The 22,633-nt window shown below is 51.4% G+C and carries 12 protein-coding genes; all 12 read left to right on the top strand.

Features of this window, described 5'->3' with window-relative positions:
- The first annotated feature begins 8 nt into the window (after window positions 1-8).
- Window positions 9-1,280 carry a Wadjet anti-phage system protein JetD domain-containing protein gene (locus ACFPOF_RS16335; protein WP_378134508.1) on the top strand — a complete coding sequence of 424 codons (1,272 nt, stop codon included), beginning with the start codon at window positions 9-11 and terminating at the stop codon, window positions 1,278-1,280.
- Window positions 1,281-2,095: 815 nt separating this feature from the next.
- Entirely contained in the window at window positions 2,096-3,841 is a 1,746-nt protein-coding gene (locus ACFPOF_RS16330; RefSeq protein WP_378134506.1) for a sensor histidine kinase, read from the top strand.
- A 4-nt stretch (window positions 3,842-3,845) separates the two neighbouring features.
- Window positions 3,846-5,489 (top strand): response regulator, encoded by a 1,644-nt coding sequence (locus ACFPOF_RS16325; RefSeq protein WP_378134504.1) that lies wholly within the window; start codon window positions 3,846-3,848, stop codon window positions 5,487-5,489.
- A gap of 143 nt (window positions 5,490-5,632) precedes the next feature.
- Window positions 5,633-7,336, top strand: a complete 1,704-nt coding sequence (locus tag ACFPOF_RS16320; RefSeq protein WP_378134502.1) for an extracellular solute-binding protein — start codon at window positions 5,633-5,635, stop codon at window positions 7,334-7,336.
- A gap of 79 nt (window positions 7,337-7,415) precedes the next feature.
- Window positions 7,416-8,315, top strand: a complete 900-nt coding sequence (locus ACFPOF_RS16315; RefSeq protein WP_378134500.1) for an ABC transporter permease — start codon at window positions 7,416-7,418, stop codon at window positions 8,313-8,315.
- A gap of 14 nt (window positions 8,316-8,329) precedes the next feature.
- Window positions 8,330-9,220, top strand: coding sequence for a carbohydrate ABC transporter permease (locus tag ACFPOF_RS16310; RefSeq protein ID WP_378134499.1), 891 nt, complete (start codon window positions 8,330-8,332; stop codon window positions 9,218-9,220).
- Window positions 9,221-9,268: 48 nt separating this feature from the next.
- On the top strand, window positions 9,269-11,977 hold the full coding sequence (locus ACFPOF_RS16305) for a discoidin domain-containing protein (protein ID WP_378134498.1): 2,709 nt from the start codon (window positions 9,269-9,271) through the stop codon (window positions 11,975-11,977).
- A 15-nt stretch (window positions 11,978-11,992) separates the two neighbouring features.
- Window positions 11,993-13,024, top strand: a complete 1,032-nt coding sequence (locus ACFPOF_RS16300; protein WP_378134496.1) for an SGNH/GDSL hydrolase family protein — start codon at window positions 11,993-11,995, stop codon at window positions 13,022-13,024.
- Between the two features lie 26 nt (window positions 13,025-13,050).
- Window positions 13,051-15,363, top strand: coding sequence for a glycoside hydrolase family 2 protein (locus ACFPOF_RS16295; RefSeq protein WP_378134494.1), 2,313 nt, complete (start codon window positions 13,051-13,053; stop codon window positions 15,361-15,363).
- 46 nt (window positions 15,364-15,409) lie between these two features.
- The gene (locus tag ACFPOF_RS16290; protein WP_378134492.1) at window positions 15,410-17,014 is read left to right on the top strand and encodes a hypothetical protein; all 1,605 of its coding nucleotides are present in this window, start codon (window positions 15,410-15,412) and stop codon (window positions 17,012-17,014) included.
- 87 nt (window positions 17,015-17,101) lie between these two features.
- Window positions 17,102-19,618, top strand: a complete 2,517-nt coding sequence (locus tag ACFPOF_RS16285; RefSeq protein WP_378134490.1) for a winged helix-turn-helix domain-containing protein — start codon at window positions 17,102-17,104, stop codon at window positions 19,616-19,618.
- A gap of 204 nt (window positions 19,619-19,822) precedes the next feature.
- Window positions 19,823-22,633: hemoblobin-interacting domain-containing protein (locus tag ACFPOF_RS16280; RefSeq protein ID WP_378134488.1), on the top strand; the 2,811-nt coding region annotated here is incomplete at its 3' end.

Here is a 22,633-nt window from a genome sequence, read left to right as displayed (position 1 = left end):
CGGAACATATGGATGAACAGTCGTTCAAAGAGGCATTTGCGAAACGGTTGCTGCAAGAGTTATTAGGGAAATACGAACGAAGCGGGGGATTTTTGGGAGGCGGCGAAGCGCAGCTTGTCACCCGTGCGAAAAGACCGCAGTTGTCCCTGCAAGTCGATCCTTTTGGCGAAGATTACGGGGACGAGATGGATTTTCGCAAAAAGGAATGGATGAATGAGACAGTCGTGGAGCTTGAGCGGCGCGGCGTCTTAACGCTTGTGTGGCAACGGTATCGGGAAGGTCAAGATGTCGCCAAGGTGTATCTCATGCCTGAAGCTGTCCATAAGGCCTACTCTCTCGCCGATGTAACACCGAAAAACGAAAAGACGGAGCGGATGCTTCGTCTGTTGAAGCCGCTTGAAGAGCATCCCTGGGAGTGGGTTCGTAGCTGGTTCGAGAAAATCGCCGCGGCGTTGTCTGGCAGGAAGAGCGGCGGACTCGACCTAGATGACCCACAAAGGGCGTCCGATCTTGCAAGCGTACTATGTGCACTGCCTGGACTCGATGCCGACGTGCCTAAACGGTTGTTCAGTCTGTCCATGTTCGGCGATACAAAGTATTTTGAACGGAACGTCGAATCAAGTCTCCTCTCCTTATTGCGCCAACACTACTTCAGCGAGGGCATGGAGCGTGACGAGGAGCTGCTAGAGAGTGTCGGAATCGTACAAAATCCGGCTTTCGTATATGTATGTGGCCCGTTGCAACTGATAGTGAACGATCGGGCGACGGAGACGGGGACGCTGCCCGGAGGCATTGCGTTGTCGCAGGAAACAATTCGTCGCATCGTGCGGATGGAGATCGCTGGTGCTGCACGAATCGTCACTATTGAGAACCTTACGAGCTATCATCAATGGATCACACGCCATGCGGACAGGCAAGATCTATTGACCGTGTATACAGGCGGGTTTCCAAGCCGAACTGCGCAACAATTTTTCGCAAAACTGTCCAAAGCTGCTTTCCTCGCAGATATTCCTGTGTTCCATTGGGGAGATATGGACGTGGGGGGAATACGCATCTTCGAATATATGCGCCATCAATACTTTCCGAAGCTTACTCCGTTATATATGAATGAAGAGATATTTTTACGCTATAGTGACCGTGGAATTCCTGTTTCCGCGAGCTATCTTGCGAAAATCGCCACTCTTGCAGATGACGCGTCATATGGAGAGTGGGCGGGATTGCTTCGTCTAATGGAACATATGCAAATTCGGATCGAACAGGAAAATGTCGTTCCGGATTAACCGGCTAAAGTAATGGATATAGTCGATGCAGCGGAGAGATCGACATGCTATAAGGTCCGAAGCAATAGAGATGTTTCCAAACTCGATGGTAGCGATGAGGTCGGATTTCTTTCGTGGTAGCACCGTGGTAGCAGACTCCAAATAACATGAGAAAATGACAGGAAACAGAAGGAAAGAGCGAATGCCCAAAAGCCTTACAACAGTAGGCTTCTGAGCATTCGTGGATACATCAGGAAAACGTGTCCCCCACATTGAGGGGCTGGCGGTAGCAATACCGTGGAGGTTCGAGTCCTCTCGACCGCACCATAATCTAAAGTTGAAATCCCTTGATGCTTAAGGGATTTTTTTATTTGTCGTCAATGCGTGTACGAGTGGATACTAACGTCAAAAGCAATTTCCGGCTCCGTGGTAGCAATATATCGACGAGCCATTCGCAAGAAACTGTTCACCCCTCTTCGCCATATTGCAAGCTAGTCCCCCGTTCATCCTCCAGTCGTTCTCCACTCAAGATGCCACGATAACTCTATTCTAAGTCGCGATTAACCTATAACAATTCTCGGCAATGTCTTTTTACAATAAATAAAGAAACGGAAATTAGCGCAAAGGTCTTGTTCGGATGTACACGGAGCGAAGGACATCCGGTATCGATTCCGTCCATACGTCTCTAATTGTCCACTTTCAATTATGCTAAGTTGGGAGTAGCCCATGGTGGGTTTTCATGTATAAAATGGTTGTGTCGTAACTTCCATTGTACACGAATCCATTCATGGGCTTCTTTTTGTTCAGGAAAAAGTCGACTTCAAGGAGACAAGCTTATGTTGCCGAAACCGTTCTTCCAAATCTCCATCCTCCCCAAATTGCTAGGCACGTTTTTGCTGATCATCCTCCCTCTTTACGGGATCAGCTTGCGCATTCATCAAATCGGCGAGTCGAATGTCAAGAAAGAAATTTCCCTTTCGATGTCGTCTCGAATCGCGTTCTATATGCAGACGTTCGAAGCCGAGGTCGGACGGATCAAGAAGCTGCAAAACCAGTATATGATCGACGACGATATCGACAACTTGAGCGTGATTCCTTTTACTCATACTTTGTACGAAAATATGCTGGCGCAAAAACGAATACAAGCGAAGCTGAACGTGTTAAAGAGCGCCAGCCTATACGTAAAGGAAGCTTTCGTCTATCTTCCGGCGATTAAGAAAACGATTTATACCAATACGATCGACAAAGAGTTGCCGCCGCAGCAAGTCAAAGAACTGGCCTCGCTTTCCGTGAATCAATCGTCCCCTTTTGTCTATTGGCACAATCATCTCTACATGAACGTGGTCTATCCGGATCCCCATTTATACGGGCTTGATCCTACGTATATCATTCAAGTGCAACTGGATGAAGCTCAAGTATCGGCATTCCTGAACGCGATTTCCAATTATCCGGATTCCGGCGCCATGCTTTTCAACGAAGAGCAAGGTTGGCGAATGAAAGGGCATCCTGACGATCCGCTTTCCGATGCCATAACCGAAGAACTTGTCGGCCCAATGCCAACGGATTCCGCTAGCAAAACGGTAACCGTTCAAGGCCAACGCTATCTCATCTTCTCCAAAAAATCGGATGCATTAAACGCTACATTAGTCACGTACGTACCTGAAAAGCTTGTCCTTGGCTCGTTGCACACGTATCAGATTTGGTTCTGGGTGTTGTCGGTCGCATCACTGCTTATTGTCGTCGTGTTCTCTTATCACATTTACCGTGTCATTCATGCCCCGTTACGAAAATTGGTAACCGCTTTCAGGCGGTTGGAAAGAGGAGATGCCAACTTCGAAATCCGTCATCGCAATCGCGACGAGTTCGACTATTTGTACGCCCAGTTTAATTCAACGACCAGCAAGCTCAAACAGTTGATCTCGGAAGTATACGAATCGCGGATTCGATCGCAACGTTCGGAATTGAAACAGCTTCAATCGCAAATCAATCCGCATTTTCTGTATAACACGTATTTTATGATTCATCGCATGGCGAAAGCGTTCGATGTCGACAACCTGATTGCGGCGTCTCAGTACTTAGGCGAGTATTTCCGCTTTATTACGCGAAACACCGCCGATGAAGTCACGTTGGAGGAGGAGGTCGGACATACGATGGCTTACATTCGGATTCAGATGCTCAGGTATTCGAACCGAATCCGGACGGAAGCGGACGAACTTCCGGAAGATTGCCGGGATGTCGTCGTGCCGCGGCTCATTTTGCAACCCATTTTGGAGAACGCATTCGAACACGGGCTGAAAAATCGAAGCGAAGGCGGAATCGTTAAGCTTCAGTTCCGTCGTTTAAGGGACAGGCTCCAAATCGCGATCGAGGATAACGGCACAACGCTTCAAGAGGAACGGTTGAAATGGTTGCAGGACAATCTGCAAGCCGCGGACGACAACTCGGAAACGACCGGCATCGTCAACGTGCATCGCAGACTGCAGTTAAAATACGATTCCCCTTACGGAATCGAAGCATCGTACGGCGAAATGGGCGGTTTGCGCGTCATTATAACGATCCCGGCGAGAAGAGAGAAGGAGTGATTCGATGTATCGGTTATTGATCGTTGACGATGAGCCTTTTATCGTAAGCGGACTTGTCGGAACGGTGAAGGAAGAAGAAGCGTGGGGGCTCGAGGTGCATGGCGCCGAGTCGGCCAAGGAAGCGCTGGAAAAACTGGAACGCTATAAATTCGATATCGTGATGACCGACATCAATATGCCCGAGATGGATGGATTGCAGCTGCACCAAGAAATCGTGAAACGATGGCCGCATTGCAAAGTCATTTTCCTGACCGGTTATAACGATTTCGGTTATGCGATCGAAGCGCTTCGCCACCAAGCGGTGGATTATGTTCTGAAAACGGACGGCGACGAGGCGTTCCTATCGGCGATTGGCAAAGCGGTAGCCCAACTGGAGCAATCGATTGAAGCGGAGAAAATGATGAAGCAGGCGAAAGAGCAGCTTCGGCTTGCGTTGCCTGCGCTGCAGCAACAGTATTTGGCGCAGTTGATGCGGGGTGAGGTGCGGGCCCTCCGTTTGCTGGAGCGGCAGTGCGCGGAATTGCAGCTACCACTCCAGCCGCAACAGAAGGTACTACTTGTCGCGGGAAGGATCGATGGGTGGCAAGAGGAGCTTTCTTTGTCCGATCGGGTGCTGCTTGTCTATGCCGTGCAAAATATATTTTCGGAATGGTTATCGGCTCGGATGAAGCTGATCGCCTACTTGCCTGACGGTTCTCGCTTGGCATGGCTATTGCAGCCGGCTTGTGCCGGCTCTTTCGTCTCCGAGGAGACGTGGACGTCATCCATTCGCTTCGTGTCCCAGATGCTGGAGCAAGTGCAAACGACATGCCGGGAGCTGCTGAAGCTGCCGGTATCTTTCGCGGTTGCGGGCGACGCCGTTCTATGGAGCGAAGCGCCGAACAAGCTGGATCGGTTGTATCGTCTGTTGAATCGTTCCTTCGGGACAGGTACGGAAGTGATTCTGAGAGAATCCGTGTCCGATAGGGACGAGATGAGAAACGACGAAGCATGGGAGCTGATTTCTCTCCGCAGACGCATAGCGATGCTGGAAGAGCGATTGAACCAAGGAGACGGGGAGTCCGTTGTCCAGGAACTGGACGGTCTGATCGAAGAACTGACGGATATGCCGGACGCGTTCCGGGTGACCGCCTACTATAGCATCGTTACGGCGCTGACGGTTTATGCGATGCGAGAACAGTACATAGACGGACTGGCCGGGCAATTAGACTTGAACAAGCTATACCGATTAGAGGCGTACGGCTCGTGGATCGCCGCCATGCGCGACGTCCGCTTGCTGGCCGAACTTATTCGAGAAATCAAGGCTCAGGACAAGCAGCAAAACGAACATGAATTGATTCGCAAAGTTCGGGTGTATATCGACGAGCATTTGGACAGCAGCTTGTCCGTCACGAGCATCGGCGATTATGTCGCTTTTAGCCCGTCTTATTTGTCGCGGGTGTACAAGCAGTTGAGCGGAAAAAGCCTTGCCGAAACGATCATGGAAGCCAGGCTGCTGAAGGCGAGACAGCTGCTGCTGGAAACGGATATGAAAGTGCAAGACATCACTTCCGCCGTCGGATTCGAGTCTGCCGCCTACTTCATCCGCTTTTTCCGAAAATATACGAATATGACGCCTATGGAATATCGGGAAGCGCATCGAACCTGACGCCCCTTACCCGAAGCAAACGCAACACGACATGAAAAGTCTATCGATGTCACGAGCGGATTATAGAAGACGAGGCGCATTGCTTCTATACTTGGGGCAACGAAGACGATTCTTCGACGAACAATTCTCGAGGGGGAAGCGAAGTGGCAAAGAGAAATTGGCGTATTGCGGCATTCAGCGGCGCAATGGCAGTTATGCTCGCGGCAACGGCATGCAGCAATGGGAATTCGCAGGATTCGACGGCGTCCATAGAGTCGGCAACAGCATCGGCGGGATCATCCGCTACCGCAACGGGCAGCCAGGAAACGAAACAAGATGACGGACCTATGACGAAGTACGATCCGCCGATCGAGGTGAGCACGATTTTTTGGGACTCTGCGCCTTTCAAATTCAAGGACGGCGAGTCGCTGGAGAACAACGTGTGGACCCGAGAATACGAGGACACGCTCGGCATCAAGCTGAAAACGGCCTGGTCGTTCTTCGGCTCTCTCGATCAGTACATTCAGAAGCTGAACGTCGCCATCGGCGGCGGAGATTTGCCGGACTTTATGCAGGTCATGCCGGCACAATACAAGCAGATGGCGGCAGCGGGCCAATTGGAAGATTTAACGCCGTATTACGAGAAATACGCCTCCGATTTCACGAAAGATATTTTGAATCAAGACGGGGGCGTGCAGTTGAAGGCGTCGTACGTGGGCGGCAAGCTGCTGGGCATACCGCATATCGGCTCGACGATCGATAGCACGCCGCTGCTGTGGGTACGCAGCGATTGGCTGAAGAAGCTGAATTTGCCGGAGCCGAAAACAATCGACGATGTCGTGGCGATTGCCGACGCGTTCGTGAACAAAGACCCGGACGACAACGGCAAAGCCGATACGTACGGTCTCGGCGTCTCCAACGAGCTTTATGGGGGAGCGCCAGGGCTGGAAGGCTTCTTCAACGCTTTCCATGCTTATCCCGGTGGGATGTGGATCAAAGATAGCTCGGGCAAGCTCGTGTACGGCGCGGTTCAACCGGAAATGAAAACCGCTCTCGGCAAACTGCAGGAGATGTACAAGGAGGGGCTAATCGATCAGGAGTTCGGCACGAAGGACGGCGGGAAAATTCAGGAACAGCTCGTGAGCGGCAAGCTGGGCATGTTTTTCGGCCAAATGTGGACGCCGCTGTGGTTCGGAGACGGGAAGAAGAACGATCCGAAAATGGATTTCCATCCCTATGCCCTTCCGACGACCGACGGTCAACCGGTGCTTAAACAATCGGGTTTCCCGACGGGCATGTATTGGGTGGTCAAGAAAGGCGCGCCTCATCCGGAAGCGGTGTTCAAGCTCATGAATGTGAGCGAAGAAAAAGGCTTGGGCAATTCAGCCGATTCGACCAAGTTTATGTCGGACAACGGGATCGAATTTTTCAAGTATGCGCCGATTCTCGTTGAACCGCCGCAAAAAAACTTGAAAAATCATCTGCTCGTCACGGAGGCATTGGGTTCTAAAGATACGTCCAAGCTGAGCTTGGAGCAGAAATCGATCTACGACACCATCGTCAAATACCAGGGCGGGGATAACAGCGGGTGGGGATATGACCGAGTATTCGGACCTACGGGCGCGTTCTCCGTCATCGATCAATACGTCAAGAACAATGAAGTATTCGTAACGGAGTATACCGCGGCGCCGACGGAAAGCATGGGCAAATACCAATCGACGCTCGACAAGATGGAGAAGGAAACGGTCACCAAGATAATAATGGGCGCCGCGTCGCTCGACGCCTTCGACCAATTCGTCGCGAATTGGAAAAAGGCCGGCGGAGATGCCATTACGAAAGAAGTGGATGATTGGGCGGCGACCAGGTAAAGCCGCATGAAACAAAAACGAAGGGGAGAAGCGGACGAACGTTCATGCTTTTCCCCTTCCGCGTAAATGAGGAGAGATCATGACAACGAGAAAATGGATTCGCGAAATGCCGCTGCATGCGATGCTGCTCCCGACCGTACTGCTTCTGATCGCGTTCAGCTATGTGCCGATGGCCGGCATCGCCATTGCGTTTCAACACTTTTATCCGGGGCATAATTTTTTCAGCTCCCCTTGGGTGGGATGGGAAAATTTCCGGTACATGCTTCAGCTTCCGGGGACGATGCAAGTGCTGTACAATACGCTGTTTATCGCCGTGATGAAAATCTCGGCGAATCTGGTCGTACCGATCACGATGGCGTTGCTGCTCAACGAGGTGCGGAAAATGTGGTTCAAGCGAAGCGTGCAAACGCTCGTTTACTTGCCCTATTTCATCTCCTGGGTGCTGCTGGGGGGAATCCTGGTCGATATTTTGTCGCCGTCACACGGTATAGTCAACCAACTGATCAAATCCGTCGGCTTGCCTTCCGTTTATTTTCTCGGCGATAATCACTGGTTTCCGTTTACGCTCGTCGCTACGAATACGTGGAAGGAATTCGGCTTCAATACGATCGTCTTTCTGGCCGCGCTTACGGGCATTAACCCGTCGCTGTACGAAGCAGCTTGTATCGACGGCGCAAGCCGCTGGAAGATGACGCTGAAGATTACGTTGCCTGGGCTGCTGCCGATCATCATCCTCCTTACGACGCTCAGCTTAGGCAACGTCTTGAATGCCGGCTTCGATCAAGTGTTCAACCTGTACAACGCTTCCGTCTACGAAAGCGGGGATATTATCGATACGATGGTATACCGAATCGGGTTGGGCGATGCCCAGTACAGCGTTGCGACGGCGGTTGGTTTATTTAAGTCGGTCGTTTCATTCATTCTCATCTCAGTCTCGTATTTGCTAGCCTACAGGTTCGCAAACTATCGGATTTTTTAAGGAAGGTAGGAGCCATGCATTATAGAACGAGAAGCCATACGGTATTCCAGACGTTGAACTACGCCTTTCTGGCTCTGTTGTCTTTGTCTTGCATCTTTCCGTTTATTCACATTCTGGCCGTGTCTTTCAGCTCGAAAGAAGCATCGACGGCGGGACTGGTCGGCTTGCTGCCGGTTCATTTCACGCTCAAGTCGTACCAGTTTATTCTGAACAAGCCGGAGTTCGGACACGCGTTCCTCGTTTCATTAAAGCGGGTCGCGATCGGTCTGTCGCTCAATATGCTGCTGACGCTGCTGACGGCGTATCCGCTCTCCAAAGAGGTGAAGTCGTTCCGATTTCGCACCTGGTATGCATGGTTCTGCGTGTTTACGATTTTGTTCAGCGGAGGTCTTATCCCATGGTACGTGACGATTCGAAATTACGGCCTCATGGACACGATCTGGGCTCTCGTATTGCCGGGAGCCGTGCCGGTATTTAACGTCATTCTGCTGCTGAACTTCTTTCGCGGGTTGCCGAAGGAACTGGAGGAATCATCGTTTATCGACGGGGCCGGCCACTGGACGACGCTATGGAAAATCTATGCGCCATTGTCGCTGCCTGCGCTTGCGACCATTACATTGTTCACCGTCGTCGACCATTGGAACTCGTGGTTTGACGGGTTGATTCTGATGCGTCATGCTGAACATTTTCCTTTGGCGACTTATTTGCAGACGATTATCGTCAATGTGGATTTAACGAAATTAAGCTCCGTTAGTACTTCAACGGTAGAGTTGCTCGCGAACGTCTCGGACCGAACGGCCAAGGCGGCGCAAATTTGCGTGGCCATCTTACCGGTGCTGCTCGTGTACCCGTTTTTGCAAAAATATTTCGTCACTGGAATCGTGCTTGGCAGCGTGAAGGAGTAGGGAAGATGGCATGTTGGAAGCAAAAAAAACGCAAAATGGAGGAACTTGATGATGAGAAGGTTCAAATTTGCAGGGATGATTTTGCTTGCCATGCTGTTAATCGCCTCGACTTTCTCTGTCTTTCCGCCGCGTGGGAACGTGGCGCAGGCATCGTCCGTATCGGAAAAGCTGCTCAGCGATAACCCGCTTGGCTGGTTAATTCCGGCGGGGACGACTACGATCAGCACGGGAGCCAGCTATTCCTGGCTTACGGAAGGCCAATATGCAACGGATTCAAGCTTCGTTTCGACCGACAGTTCCCCGCCGACGCATATGCAGGATGGGAAATCCGTTCCAAGCAATCTGGTTGATATATTCGGATCGTTCGCAAGCGGTACCGATAGTTACGGAACGCTCGTTTACGACTTGAAAAAAGTTTATAGGGTATCGAAAGTTCAGGTATGGTCCGATGCGGAAGCGCACGTATATATGAAGCAATTTGAAGTCATGGTCAGCGAAGATGGCGTGAATTACCGCAGCGTCGGGGCCGCTCTCAATACGAACGGCGCGACTTCGGGCGTAGGCGTCACCACCCTTGCGATCAAGCCTGCCGTTCACGCCAGATATGTCAAGGTGATCATGAAAAAAGACACCGCCCAACATCAAATGATACTTGGAGAAGTTGCCGTATGGGGAGATAACACGCTAACGCCGATGTCGCTCTTGTCCAATACGTATTTGCGAGCCTCGGATCCCTACTACAATACATCGACGCCGAAAATAACGACGAACTCCACCTATCGCTGGATCTCGGATAAGCCTTTTGAGACGGACAGTCAGTCGATCGTTACCGATAACGACTCGAAAAACGACGGGGCCGGAGGCTGGCCGGATTTAACGGACGGCGACCCGCTGAACACCGCCGGCGACTATAACCTGGATTCCGTGTGGGGCTATCAAGGGAAATATCAACAGGTCATTTATGATCTGAAAGACATCTATGCGATCGGGAAGCTGGATGTCTGGACCTTCGCCGACTCGCAGCACTGGATGGACGGTTACGAAGTTCAGGTCAGCAGCGACGGGGCTCATTATTCTACGTTGGGCTATACGGTAAACGCCAACAGCAGGAGCGCGGGAGCGTACGTCAACACTTCGTCTTACGGAATATCCGGTAAAAACGCCCGTTACGTCAAGTTCATCCTGCATAACGCCAACGATTCCTATCAATTGCTTACCGGAGAAATCGCGGTCTGGGGATGGCCGTTAAACGATCTTGCCTTGCCTCATAATGCAACGCCGGAAAAGGTAGAATTCACGACCGATGTACTGACCCAAAGCTCTATCACACTGGATTGGACCGATTATAATCAAACGGTGAACGACGTCGGTTCGTATAACTTGTACATCGAGACGTCCGATTTTACGAGCACCGCGGGCAAAACGCCGAAGATGAAGATTACGAACGGCATGCCGGAAACGAACGGGAGATCGGCCATTTATACGGGACTTGCGCCTTTGCAGACGTATTATATTGCGATAGCTCCGGTAAACGCGGGCGGCGAGAGAACCGACGTGACGACGGTCAAGATTACGACGCCGGCCGCATTGGGCAATCCGCGGGATAAAGTCGGAGACATCTTCGCCATCGACAATTATCCGTACGGCGGAGGCGGATATACCGATCACGGCGAACAGGAAGACGTCATGCTGATGAAAAACGTGCGCTATCTGACTCAGCTTGACGGCGTATACAGAACCCATTGGTGGCAGCATTGGCCATGGGTGCTTGATTTGTACGGAAGAAACGGGATCACGTTCTACGGCTTCGCCAATTACAACAACGAGAACCTGGCTTCCGACAATGCGCGAGGAACGTACTTGTGGCAAGCGGGCGACGAACCCGAATTTTCGGGGTATACGGGGGCGACGTGGGCTCCCGTCGTGAAAACGACGCATGACGTTCTCAAGGCGGCCAACCCGAACAATATGCTGACGGCGCCGGATGTCGGAGGCGTCAACACGACGTTTATCAACGACTTTTACAATTCGGACGGGCAGAACGGCAATCTGGTCAAAACGTATTTCGATGCGTTCAGCTTCAGCGCCTTCGTCGGGTACGGCGATGCGGTGCCTGCGGGCCTCGCCGGCGGCGTCCCCGAGGGGCTGATTCAGAAGGTAAACGATATCCGTACGCTTATGACCAATCATGGCGATGGAAACAAGCCGATCGTCTCCGTAGGCACGGGGTGGACGACGCAGAGTCCGCCGCGCACGACCTGGGCGATTCCCGTCAGCCAGGCGACGCAACGGAACTATCTAGTTCGCGCGTTCCTCCTCGGCTTAGGATTGGATATGAAGCGGATCGGTTGGTACGCATTCCAGGATTCCGGAACGGACCCGAACGACCAGGAAACGAATTTCGGCATCGTCGACTGGAACGGCAATCCGAAGCCGGCCTACTATGGCTATCATCTACTGATCAGGGAACTGAAAACAGCCAAATATTTAAGCACGGTTCCAGGCATCAGTAATCCGTATTATGGCTACAAATTCTGGAGCGAACAGAAGAACCAATACATTAATACATTGTGGGCTGCGGATGAATCGACGAAGACCGCACACTTGTCGACAACGGCATCGTCGATCACGATTGTTAACACGGATGGAAGCATGCAAACATTGCCGGTTAGCGGCGGCGCTGTGAATGTAACGATTACCGGAGCGCCGGTGTTCATCCATTCCGCTAAGGACGTAACCGTTACTTCGATTACTTGAGGTGGATAAAGCACGATGTCAGCGGAAAAAGAATGCAATGTTGTCTTTTTTGGAGGTTCTATCACAGTTGGATCAAGCTCAAGCCAGCATGAGAACAGTTGGGCATATCGAGTCTCTCAATATTTGAAGCGAAGACTCAAAGGATTTCGTGTCCAAATTTACAATGCAGGTCTGTCCGGGACAGGCACAGGGGTCGGGGTATTCAGACTACAGACTGAAGTGCTAACCTATCGTCCGGATCTGGTGTGGATAGAATTTGCCGTAAATGATTACTGGGATGCGGCAGCGGATGAACAAAAAGTGTTGTCGTCATTGGAATATATCGTGAACACGCTTATAAGGCAAAATCCGCTAACCAAAATCATTCTGGTTTATTCCGCCATGAAGGGATGGAAAGCTTGCTCCGATGTTCATGAGAAAGTGGCGCAACATTATCGGATTTCTTCTATCGACGTTCAGGAGCATATCCGATCGCTAGTGGAAAATGGAGTTTACGAATGGGAGCACTTATTCGCGGATGATGTGCACCCGAACGATAAGGGACATGAAATATATGCAAGCTACATTAGCGAAAAACTTCAACAGCACTGGACCTCATACATGATTCCGGGACGTGTTCCGGAATCATGCTTGGGGGAGCGTCGATATGCATTCCCTCGAATCGTCGGATTGGAGGAGGTAAGTCGGTATGGGGACTGGAAACGGGTGACCTCGGAGGAAGAATCGTTAACTTTCTTAAACGATACGGTTCGAGAAGCATTATGTTCTCGTACACCCGGCAGCGAATTGGAGTTCACGTTTTACGGGAAGTGCATCGGGATATATCACTATATCAGCAGAGATTCCGGCATTTGCTCCGTTCAAATCGATGATCAAGCGGAAACCACGCTTGATTGGTACTATCCCTCGCCGGGAGAATTTCTCTCTTTCTACGTCAGATCCGATTTGGATGAAAGAGAACACGTATTGAAACTAAAAATCCACAATGACAAAAATGCCGAGAGCAATGGAACTCTTATCGCAATCTCAGGGTTTATGATTGACTAACAGGATGGTTGGAGGACGAAGCGCAGGTGAGAACGATAAGTTTGGACGGACTGTGGGATTTGTACTATTTTCCTCAGGGAGAGCTTGACATTGCTCGTCCGGCCGGGCTGCAAGCTGCCGGTTTGAAACCGATTCAGGCTGCGGTTCCAGGCAACGTCGAGCTGGATTTATGCAGCGCGGGCTTGCTGCCTGACCCGTACGTGGGCGAGAATATCCATCTGCTAAAGAAGTATGAAACTTTTGAGTGGTGGTACCAGCGGGAGTTTTCGGTCGAGTCCATCAGTACCCGACTGGAGTTGGTGTTTCATGGCGTCGATTGCTTGGCCACTTATTGGTTGGATGGGCAAGAGATCGGCCGCAGCGACAACATGTTGATCGAACACCGCTTCGGCGTGACGGATTTGCTGCAGCCCGGGCGGGTGCATGTGCTTACGGTGCGACTGCAGTCACCTGTCATCGCAGCACTTGGCAGAACGTACGATCCGTCGAGCTTTGCGCTGCCGGTCAACTTCGAACAGCTGTGGATCCGCAAAGCGGCGCACAGCTTCGGATGGGATATATTCGGCCGCGCGCTCTCGGCCGGGCTATGGCGGTCGGTCGAACTGGTCTGCCATGAACGGAATGAAATTGTCGATATGCACTTCGTTACAATGGCGGCGAATGAGCGGCTAGCGAATGTGAGGGTGTTTTATCAGCTTGCCGTAGAGCCGCGGACATTGAGCGGAATGCTGCTTCGTATTCGAGGGACATGCGGAGATTCGTCGTTCGAACTGACGCGAGGGCTCAAGTTTGCCTACGGAACGATAGAGCTCACGCTGGAACAGCCGAAGCTGTGGTGGCCGCGCGGTTATGGAGAAGCGAATCTGTATACGGTGACAACAGAGTTGCTTTACGAGGGGAATGTGCTTTCATCGCGCACGGATATGCTGGGCATCCGCACGCTGAAGCTGTTGCGCAGCGACGTGACGACGCTCGAACGTCCCGGACAGTTTCAATTCGTGGTGAACAGCGTGCCGATTATGATCAAAGGCTCCAATTGGGTGCCGATGGATCTGTTCCACAGCCGGGATGCCGGTAAATATGCGGAGGCGGTCGCGCTGGCCGCCGATCTCGAATGCAACATGTTGCGCTGCTGGGGCGGCGGCGTGTACGAGGATCATGCTTTTTTCGATTTGTGCGATCGCAGCGGCATCCTGGTTTGGCAAGACTTTGCTATGGCATGTGCCATTTATCCGCAGGATCTCGAATTTCAGAACATCTTGCGCAAGGAAGCGCTCGCCGTCGTGCGTAAGCTGCGGAACCACCCTTCTCTCGCGGTATGGGCCGGAGACAACGAGTGCGATGAAATTTTTCTTGATCGCGGGCTGGACCCGAACGACAATGTGCTTACCCGCAAGGTGCTGAAGGATGCCGTATTCCAGTGCGATCCGTATCGGCCGTATGTGCCGAGCTCCCCGTATATTTCTCCGGAAGCTTATCGGCTCGGTACGCCGGACAGTTGGCCTGAGCGTCATCTGTGGGGGCCGAGGGACTATTTCAAGAGCCGCTATTATACGTCTGCGAACATGCATTTTATTGGCGAAACGGGATATCACGGCTGTCCGAATCTGTCTTCGATGGAACGGTTTCTGGATCCTGGCTCTATATGGCCGTGGCAGGACAACCACCAGTGGATTACGCATGGGACCGATCCGGTCGGCGATCCGGATTCTCCGTACCGTTTCCGCGTGCAATTGATGGCGGACCAGATTTACGAGCTGTTCGGCGTCCATCCGGACAACGTTCAGGATTTCATTCTGGCTTCGCAAATTTCGCAGGCGGAAGCGAAGAAGTTTTTCATTGAGAAAGCGAGACTGAATAAAGGTCGCTGCGGCGGAATTCTGTGGTGGAACTTGCTTGACGGATGGCCGCAATTTTCCGATGCGGTCGTCGACTACTACGGAAGGAAAAAACTGGCGTATCACTACATCAAACGAGTACAGCAACCCGTATGCATCATGATCGACGAGCCGGAAAATTGGCATGTGACTGTGAAGGTCAGCAACGATTCTGTTGCGGCTGCTTCTGGACCGTTCCGCATTTGGGATGCGGATAGCGGAGAGACGATTCATGAAGGCACATTCAGCGTGGAAGCGAACGGACTGGCGGAATTGGCCAAAATCCGCGCTCCGTATAGCGTGCAACGGCTGCTGCTGATCGAATGGACCGTTAACGGCGAGTCGAACGGCAATCACTACATGATGGGCTCTCCAGGATTTTCACTGGAGCGCTACCGAGGATGGCTTGATGCGATTGCATCGTTGCCGCACGCATACGACGCCGCGCAGTTGGGCAAGTAGCCTGCCGAATATCAAATTGCTTCTGTAATGATGGAGGGGCGACTTAATGAAGCTGCATTATAGCATTTTTCATGAACCTTTGTTGGATAAGACTACGAGAGAAAAGCTAGCGGAACAAATGAAAAATGCCGGCATTCAGAAGCTCTGGATGGCCGGATTTTTCTCGGGCAAGATGGTCGATATCGAAGAGCTGAAGGAAGCGAAGGCGTTCGCAGAAGCGCATGGCTTCGAGGTAGGATCGGTCACGATTCCGATCGGTCACCCGGGCAACGCGTTGAATCCGGACGATCCCGATCTCGATTTGGAAATCCCGGACACCTGGCATTATCGGGTTGATAACAGGGGAGAGAAGGTTATCTACTGCGGGGCGATCGACAGCTGCCTGATCGAAGACAACGGTAAGGCCGCCAGGCTCCTGCGCGAGGCAGGTTTTCAAGAAGTATTTCTGGACGACGATTTGCGCGTAGGCAATTTCAACGAGTTTATCGAGGGCTGCTACTGCGATGCCTGCATAGCGGAATTCAATGAGCAATACAGCCGTCAAGAGACTAGAGCGTCTTTAACGACACTGTTGACGGAGAAGCGGGACGCGATTTTGATGAAGAACTGGGTAGCCTTCCAATGCGAAAAAGTCTCGGCTGTCATGGAAGCGACTCATCGGGAAGGCGTTCAAGCGGGTATCATGGTTATGCATTTCGGTGACGAACGGCATGGGATCGATATTCCGGCAATTCGCGATCGGATCCCGAACGCGCTGTTCCGGGTCGGCGAGCTGCAATTCCACGATGAGAGTTTTACGAAGCCTTATGCCAAAGCGGAAGAAATGTTGGGCATCGCTTATCATCTGAATTTCATCGACAACCGATACGCGTACAGCGAATCGACCATTTTCCCGCCTCGCTCTCTCAAAGAGCATAACCTGGTGTACAAAGCGAAAATGGCCATCGTGTCGGGGCTGGAGAACGTCCTCTTCATGAGCGGCACGTGGGTGCTGGATGAGAGCTATTGGCGCGCGATAGCCGATGCGCTTCCGGTGCTGCGGGAATTGGATCGGGCTGTGGCAGGCTTGGTGCGAAGCTATCCGGTCCACCTGGCCTACGGAACGAATGGCGCTTATGCGGAACCGATCGTCCCGACAAGCTTGCCCGTCCTGGCCGGCTTGCCGGTTAAGCCCGTCCGCGCGGATCAGAGCAGTGAAGGCGGCGAACTGCTGCTCTTCTTCGGGGCTTACGAGCTGACGGCCGAATGGCAGCGGAAGCTGCCTGCGTATAAGCAGGTTATTTTCGATCGGACGGCTGCTATACGAAATAAAGAGGTTCTGGGTCGCTTGACGCCGAATGAGGCCCATATCTCGATCTGGGATCATGAGGCGACTACAAGGCCCTCCGAAGATGAGGTCATCTTGCTCCAACAACAGGTAGGCAAGGGAGAGTGGCAGTTCCCTAAGGTGGTCAAGGGAAGCAATATTGGCTTGATCGGGTTGAAAGGGGGCGACAAGGTCGTTTTGTGTAACTTGTTGGAGACAGAGAACGAAGGCGTGGTGGAGATTGCGGGTAACCGTGTTCACGTCACCTTGAAGCCGCTGATCTTCGCGATCGTCGACGGCGAGGGAGCTTGGACCGAGTACGATACCCCTATTGGAATCCCTTGATACATAAGGGATTTTTTTTGTTCGTCATCATTAGAAATCAGATATAATAAAGAATAGATTTCACAGCCAGATCCGAGGTGCCGATCTATGATTCTGAGTACCAAACTTCATATTCCGCAAACACGGCGCGATGATCTTGTTGAGCGAGCGGCGATCACCGAGCTATTAAATAAAGGATTAAAGAGCAAACTTACATCCGTAACGGCTCCCGGGGGATACGGCAAAACAACGGCTTTGAGTCAATGGCTTCAGCAGTCCGCCATACCTGCCGTATGGATTTCCTTGGGCCCTCAAGATAATGATCTGATCGCTTTTTGGAGTTATACGATAGCCGCAGTCAGTAGTAAGAACCCCCAATTTGCGGAAGCGGTCACCCCGTATTTGCCATCCTTAAAGTCGGGAGCGTTCGAGCCGTTCCTCTCAGCCATGATTCGCGAGTTTGACGGCTACCCGGATGAATTGGTCATCATTTGGGACGATTATCACGCGATTGATCTTGCCCCCATTCATGCATCTGTGGCTTATTTTCTTGGCCTTTTGCCCGCACACATCCACCTCTATATGGCAAGCCGGGCTGAAATGCCCTTTCCAACAGCAAGGCTGCAGACGACTGGCCAAATGGTGAAAATCACGATTCAAGAGCTGCGATTTCAACTTGCGGATGGAATTCGTTACTTTCAGGAATGCATGGGATTGTCGCTGTCGGGAGAAAAGATAGCGGTGCTTGTCGATCGCACGGAGGGATGGATCAGCGGGCTATATCTTGCGGCCATCTCACTGCAAAAAAGCGGCAATTATTCGGATTTTATCCGTGCCTTTAGCGGGGAGCACCGCAATATATCCGATTATCTGTTTCAGGAGGTTTTCAGTCTTCAGACGAGTGAGATTCAGTCCTTTCTATTGAAAACTTCGATCGTAGACAAGATGAACGGCCCGCTGTGCGAGACGGTTACCGGACAAGCGAATTGTCAGGAACTGCTGGAAATGCTGGAACAGCATAATTTGTTCATCGTTTCGTTGGATGATCAGCGGAAGTGGTACCGCTATCATCATTTGTTTTCCGAGTTTTTGCGGAGGCTTTTCCGGCAGAAGTATGCGGGACAATCGAAGGAGCTTCATGTCAAAGCAGCTCATTGGCTTGAGGAACACGGATATTTGGAAGAAGCGGTAGAGCAGCTGTTTATGGACGGGCATCATCACGAAGCAAGCGCTTTGATCGAGAAGCATCTGCAAAACCTTCATGCAAAGAGAGGTGTGCTGTATCGATGGCTGCGCGAGTTACCGGAGTCCTGTTTTACTGGAAAACCGGGAATCCAGTTTCTTTATGTCAAAGTGATGGTGGAAACGAATGAACTGGAGTTGGCACAAGCGAGTCTTCGCCTAATGGAGGACAAGCTGTCGGAACCGGAATGGAAACCTTACGCGGGAACCGTTCATTTTTTGTCCGCGGCTGTTTCTTTTTATCGAAGAGACTTTCGACGAGCCGATGAGTATTTTGAAATCTTTGACCGGCATACGCCGGAAGGCAGCTATGTCCAGATGATTGAAGCGAACTCGTTTTCGATGTATTTCGATACGCTATTGAGTTTTTTCCATGATTTGCACGATGCAGAGAGATTCTTCTTTAAATGGATCAAAGTATGGGGGGACAGAGACAATTACCCCTACGTCGGTTTTTTCTACAATACGTACAGTTTACTGTTATATGAATGGAACCGCCTGGATGAGGCCGAAGCTTATGCGGAGAGAGTACTAAAGTCAACGTGCATGCAGCCTTATGCTCTTATTCTGATAAGCGCCACTGTCAATGCTGCACGAATCCGTCAGGCCAAAGGAGATTCGGCCCGAGCGTTCAAGTTGCTTGAGGGGATTGAGCCCAAGATCCATTCCGTGGACAAAACCATGTTTATGAGGCGGATAGAGGCGGAGAAGGCCTATTTGTCGCTTGCGAACGGTTCTTTCGACGAGCGCTGGCTGCAAACATGCGGCATCAAACATACCGATACGATCCCACCCGGCCCGATCAAAGAATATCTGATATTGGCAAGTGCGCTTATGGAACGCGGGGAAGTCGATGAAGCATTGCAACTGCTGGAGCAATTGTACCGGCTTGCCGACAAGGCTGATCGGACCTGGGATAAGGTTAAGGTGACCATCCTGCAAAGCATGGCTTTCTATCAAGCGGGAGATAAGTTGAACGCTGTAATGAAGCTGGAAGCGGCACTTCAATTGGCGGAACCGGGAAAATACATCCGCAGTTTCTTGGATGAAGGGGCCAAGATGGCCGAATTGCTGCGTGAATATATCCGGCAAAGGCAGATCAATGTTAACCGCAAGTCTGCGAGTATGCTCTATGCCAGGGAATTGCTTCTAATGATGTCGGATGATACGAAAGAGGCTGCAAGCGCGGCAGCCCCGATTACGAAACAGGAACTCAAAATATTACGGATGATCGATATGGGTTTGTCGAATAAACAGATCGCCGAACAGCTTCAAGTTACGGCCGAAACGGTCAAGAGCCATCTGAAAAGCATGTATCGGAAACTTCAGGTGAACAGCAGAGAAGAGGCGCTTGAGCAAGGAAAAGAATACAAGTGGCTGTAATCGCGCTTGAGGATGCATGATTATCGGTTCATGCATGATGTCTATCCCCCCTTTTTTCATTTCGTCTCCCCCTGACGCGGGGGATTTTTTTTGCCCATAAATAGGCCTATAGTAGGACGAGAATCGTCAAAAACGGACAAAAATCTAAAAAGTTCGTTTCGTTCGGCGTCGGTTGCAAAAATGCGCGGAGATGGAGGAAGTAGAATGAATAGAAGTAAAAAACGTATGCCGGGCAATAAAATAATCGCCGTAATCTTGGCGATGTTGATGGTGTTGGGAGGGAATCCGATCCTCCTTGTGTCCGGGGGAGGCAAGGCATATGCGGCAACGGTGCAGAAATGGAAGGAAGTAGGCACCCCGTATTTTTCGGCGGGAGGAATACAATACCCTTCCCTGGTCGTAGCGGCAGACGGTACTCCTTACTTGGCTTATTCGGACGGGGGGAGTGGGAATGGCGGCAAGGCTACAGTGATGAAGTATGATCGCGGCAGCGATGCTTGGGTTTCCGTAGGCGCGCCTGCTTTTTCGGCATCTTATGCGCAATACACTTCCCTCTATGTAACGCCGGACGGCACCCTTTACGTGGCTTATGCGGCTTATGGGGATACGGGAAATTTCAGTAAGGCAACAGTGAAGAGGTATGATAACAGCAGCAACACTTGGAAGTTCGTCGGCGACGCGAATGGTTTTTCGTCCAACAATGCAAAATATACATCCTTGTATGTCGCGGCAGACGGTACTCCTTACGTGGCTTATCAGGATGCCGATGTTGGCAATAAGGCCACGGTAATGAAATATGACAGCGACAACGATACTTGGTCGAATGTTGGCAACGCGGGCTTCTCGGCAGGTACGGCAGAAGATGTGTCCCTAGTCGTTGCGGCAGACGGCACCCCTTACGTGGCCTATCAGGATGCTGCAAAAGGCAAAAAGGTCACGGTGATGAAATATGATAGCGACAGCGATGAATGGACGTCCGTAGGCAGCGCCGGTTTGTCGGATGGCGAAGCACAATACACTTCCCTTCGTGTCGCAGCAGACGGCACCTTATATGTTGCTTATAAGGATAATGAAAATAATTATAGGGCTACGGTGATGAAGTATGATAGCGTCAGCGATGAATGGGCGTCCGTAGGCAGTGAGGGATTTTCTTCGGATGAAGTACTAGACCTGTCCCTGTATATAGCAAATGGCATACCTTATGTGGCTTACCGCGATTATGGAAATGATCTAAAAGCCACGGTGATGAAGTTTGATAGCGACCGCAATACTTGGGCGCTCGTAGGCAACGCGGGTTTCTCGGAAGGTAGATCCTTATTCACGACGCTGTATGTAACGACAGACGGCACGCCTTATGTCGCTTATTTGGACTTTGATAATTATAAGGCCGTGGTAATGAACTATAGTGAACTTACCGAAGCGCCTGTGTTGACGGCGGACGATTCGGACAATGATACGGATCATGCAATCGAGATTACATCCACCGGTGATTCGGATTGGGAAAGCAAGATTACGACAGTGAAGGACGGAACGACAACGCTGACGGCGGGAGAGGATTACTCGATCGACGATGGGACGATCACGATTCATGCAGGCGTGCTGGCACGAGGCATTCATACGATTAAGGTAAGCGCAACCGGATTTGTCGCCGCGATAGTCGATCAAGAGATCGGGGAGTCTTCCGAGGATTTTGATGGAGGAATAGGCACATTCCTTGATCCCTATCAGATTGCCACTGCCGAGCAGCTCGATGCAGTCAGGAATTATCCGGATTCGCACTTCATACTCACAGACGATATTGATTTGAGCGACTACGCATCCGGCGATGGCTGGCAGCCAATCGGAGATAGCGACACGCCGTTTCAAGGGAGTATGGACGGCGACGGATATGTGATTACAGGTTTGACGATCAATAGGCCTGAAGAGGAAGATGAAGATGAGGCCGTAGGGTTATTTGGTCATACGGATCATGCCGAACTATCCAATATGGCCATTGAAGATGCGGGTGTTACCGGCGACTCCGATAGCGGTATTTTGGTTGGTTCCGGAATTTATGGAACGATCAGCAACAGCTATGTCGAGGGAAGCGTGAGCGGGAATGGTTTTGTAGGCGGACTGGTTGGTTACGGCGATCATGTAACGATCAGCGCCAGTAGCGCCGCTGTAACCGTGAACGGTTCGGAAGATGCACCATTTGTAGGCGGACTGGTAGGTTCCAGCGTTGGCGAAACGATCAGCAACAGCTACGCTACGGGAACTGTGAGCGGAGATCAATTTGTAGGCGGTTTGGTCGGTTACAGCGATAGCGATACGATCAGTAACAGCTACGCTATGGGAACTGTGAGCGGGAATAGTTTTGTAGGCGGTCTGGTCGGTGGAAACGATCATGGAACGATCAGTAACAGCTATGCTAACGGATATGTGGACGGAACTAATGAATTAGGCGGTCTGGTTGGTTATAGTTGGGGTGGGACGGTCAACAACAGCTTCTACGATATGGACGCGACGGGGCAAGACGATGAAGGAAAAGGCGATGGCAAGTCGACTGACGAGATGAAGACGCAAAGCACCTATGGCGATGCAGGCTGGGACTTCGCAAGCACATGGGGAATTCATTCAGCCCGTAATGACGGATACCCCTTTTTGCATGCGACATTAACGATCGAGGACGAAGCAGAACTCATTACGAGCGTAACCGCGCCGATTGCGGATGCGACGAGCTTGACGTTGCCGACCGTGCCGAGCGGCTATACGATTGCGATTAAATCTTCGAGTAACACAGCCGTTATTGGAATCAACGGAACGATTACGCCGCCGGCAACGGCCACGAGCGTCAATCTGGTGTTCACCATTACAAGAACATCGAATAGCGCGACTGCAGATACAGGATCGATTGCGGTAACGGTGCCGGCGCATGCGTTAACGGCCGCGGAGATTGCCGCGGACATTACGACTGTAACCGCGCCGGTCGCGGATGCGACGAGCTTGACGCTGCCAACCGTACCTAGCGGCTAC

Origin of the sequence: Cohnella soli (assembly GCF_042655525.1) — a bacterium.
Classification (GTDB): domain Bacteria; phylum Bacillota; class Bacilli; order Paenibacillales; family Paenibacillaceae; genus Cohnella; species Cohnella soli.
This window is presented reverse-complemented; position numbering and strand designations above follow the sequence as displayed.